General features: G+C 71.8%; 3 protein-coding genes. All 3 read left to right on the top strand.

Annotated elements, in window-relative coordinates:
• On the top strand, positions 1-410 hold a 410-nt coding region (locus tag EIO58_RS15495), incomplete at its 5' end, for a zinc-binding dehydrogenase (RefSeq protein WP_164861765.1).
• A gap of 183 nt (positions 411-593) precedes the next feature.
• On the top strand, positions 594-1,496 hold the full coding sequence (gene ddaH, locus EIO58_RS15490) for a dimethylargininase (RefSeq protein ID WP_127820263.1): 903 nt from the start codon (positions 594-596) through the stop codon (positions 1,494-1,496).
• Positions 1,497-1,507: 11 nt separating this feature from the next.
• Positions 1,508-2,749 (top strand): ornithine--oxo-acid transaminase, encoded by a 1,242-nt coding sequence (rocD, locus tag EIO58_RS15485; RefSeq protein ID WP_127820262.1) that lies wholly within the window; start codon positions 1,508-1,510, stop codon positions 2,747-2,749.
• Positions 2,750-2,859 lie beyond the last annotated feature (110 nt).

The raw sequence follows: 2,859 nt of genomic DNA, 5'->3' as shown, positions 1-2,859 counted from the left end.
CGACGCGCGTGCTCGACTACCGTGCGGTGCAGCCCGGCTCGCCGGAGCTCCCCGACGGCACGTTCGACGCCGTCATCGACATCGCGGGGGAGCCGCCGCTGGCGGCCCTCCAGAAGCTCTTGCGCGGCGGCGGCAGCGCCGTGCTCGTCGGCGGTGAGGGCGGAAGCGTCATGGGCCCGATGCGCCGGATCATGGGCGGTGCGCTGCGTTCGGTCGGATCGAAGCGTCGCATCGTCGCGCTCGCCGCGACGACCACGGCCGCACTGACCGGCGAGCTCGTCGCCCTGGCCGCCGCCGGCGCCCTCAAGCCCCTGATCGAGCGCACGTGGCCGCTGGGTCAGGCGGGCGAGGCGATCGCGCACGTCGACGCCGGCCACACGCTCGGCAAGGTGGTGGTGGTCGCCGGCTGAAGGCCTCGGCATCCGTCGTCGCCCCCGGTTTCCCAGGCCACGCCCAGCGTCCGTGAGAGAATGTGTGCGGCGTGCCCGGGACGCCCTCCGCCAGCGCAGGAGCCGATGCAGCAGCTCGGACCCGCGCATCGGAGAGCCGCCGGGCCTCTGGACAGAGTCCGCCGCACCTTCGCAAGGAGACAGATGTCCACGCACGACACCGCGCCGGCCCCTTCGACGAGCCCACGGACCGAGGTGAGCACCGAGGCCCCGGCGACCCGCGTCCAGCAGCACCGCCGGTACCTGATGTGCCGGCCCGAGCACTTCACGGTGAGCTACAAGATCAATCCGTGGATGGAGCCGGCGAACCCGACCGACACGGCGCTCGCGGTGAGCCAATGGCAGACGCTCTACGACACCTACCTCGAGCTCGGCCACGAGGTGCACCTCATCGACCCGATCGAGGGCCTGCCCGACATGGTCTACACGGCCAACGGCGGGTTCGTGATCGACGGCGTCGCGTACGGCGCGAGGTTCCGCTTCCAGGAGCGCGTGCCCGAGGGCCCGGCGTTCATGGAGTGGTTCCGCGACAACGGGTTCGAGGTCGTCGAGCCGGTGGAGGTCAATGAGGGCGAGGGCGACTTCCTGCTCGTGGGCGACACGATCCTCGCCGGCACCGGCTTCCGCTCCACCGGCGACAGCCACCGCGAGCTCGCCGACGTGTTCGGCAAGGAGGTCATGAGCCTGACCCTCGTCGACCCCCGCTTCTACCACCTCGACACCGCCATCTCGGTGCTCGACCCCGTCGAGGGCCCGGGCGGCGTCGACGGCGCGAACATCGCGTACCTCCCCGGCGCGTTCGACGCGCGCAGCCAGGCGATCCTGGCGGAGCGCTACCCCGACGCGATCCGCGTCGCCGACGCCGACGGCGCCGTGTTCGGTCTCAACTCGGCCAGCGACGGACTCAACGTCATCATCTCGCCGCGCGCGAAGGGCTTCGAGGCGCAGCTGCGCGAACGCGGCTACAACCCGGTGCTCGTCGACCTGTCGGAGCTGCTGCTCGGCGGCGGCGGCATCAAGTGCTGCACGCTCGAGCTGCGGCGCTGAGAGAAGGACCCATGACCTCGCCATCCCGGTTCCCGAGCTCGTCGAAGGGCGACACCGCGATCGCCCGCATCATCGCGGACGAATCCGAGCACGTCGCGCACAACTACCACCCGCTCCCGGTCGTGATCTCGCGGGGCGAGGGCGCGTGGGTGACGGATGTCGAGGGCAAGCGCTACCTCGACCTGCTGTCGGCGTACTCCGCCCTCAACTTCGGGCACGGGCATCCGGCTCTCCTCGCGGCCGCGCAGGACCAACTGAACCGGCTCACGCTCACCAGCCGCGCCTACCACAACGACCGACTGGGTCCCTTCGCCGCGGCGCTCGCCGAGCTGTGCGGCAAGGACCTCGTTCTGCCGATGAACACCGGAGCCGAAGCCGTCGAGACCGGCATCAAGGTCGCGCGCGCGTGGGGCTACCGCACGAAGGGGATCGCCCCGGATGCCGCGACCATCGTCGTCGCGCACGGCAACTTCCACGGTCGCACGACCACGATCGTCGGCTTCAGCGACGACCCGGACGCGCGGGGGGACTTCGGTCCGTTCGCGCCCGGATTCGTGGCGGTGCCGTTCGGGGATGCCTCGGCCATCGAGGCGGCGATCACGCCCGAGACGGCGGCAGTGCTGATCGAGCCGATCCAGGGTGAGGCAGGTGTGGTCCTTCCGCCCGAGGGCTATCTGCGGGCCGTGCGCGAGATCTGCACGCGGCACGGCGTGCTGTTCATCGCCGACGAGATCCAGTCGGGCCTCGGCCGCGTCGGAGAGACGTTCGCGTGCGACCGCGAGGGTGTGGTTCCCGACGCGTACCTGCTCGGAAAGGCGCTGGGCGGCGGCATCCTCCCCGTCTCGGCCGTCGTGGCCGACCGCGACGTGCTGGGAGTCATCCGGCCGGGCGAGCACGGCTCAACGTTCGGCGGCAACCCGCTCGCGGCTGCCGTCGGTCTGCGCGTCGTCGAGATGCTGCAGTCTGGCGAGGTCCAGCGTCGCGCGAAGGTCCTCGGCGAGCACCTCGAGGCGAAGCTCGGCGAGCTCGTCGGCCACGGAGTGACCGGCGTGCGTGCGGCAGGGCTGTGGGCAGGCGTCGACATCGATCCGGCCGCCGGCACCGGCCGCGAGGTGGCCGAGCGGCTCATCGCGCGTGGCGTGCTCGTGAAAGACACCCACGGCCAGACCATCCGCATCGCGCCGCCGCTCGTCGTGCGCGCGACCGAGCTGGACTGGGCGATCGAGCAGCTGCGGGTCGTGCTGGCGGGCTGACGCTCGCGGCACCGGCCTCCGAGTCGCGGGCCCGGCGCCGGGCTCAGGTGATCGGCATCCCCAGCACGACGCCGCCGAAGTGCCGGCGCATCGCGAGGCGGGCGCCGACG

The sequence above is a fragment of the Microbacterium sp. CPCC 204701 genome, assembly GCF_004010105.1.
Classification (GTDB): domain Bacteria; phylum Actinomycetota; class Actinomycetes; order Actinomycetales; family Microbacteriaceae; genus Microbacterium.
The sequence above is the reverse complement of the archived record's forward strand: the minus strand, read 5'-3'. Positions and strand labels throughout refer to the sequence as shown.

Excerpts from the sequence above, each read along its gene's own strand:
- rocD (WP_127820262.1), top strand. The coding sequence starts at position 1,508 with ATGACCTCGCCATCCCGGTTCCCGAGCTCGTCGAAGGGCGACACCGCG.
- ddaH (WP_127820263.1), top strand. The coding sequence starts at position 594 with ATGTCCACGCACGACACCGCGCCGGCCCCTTCGACGAGCCCACGGACC.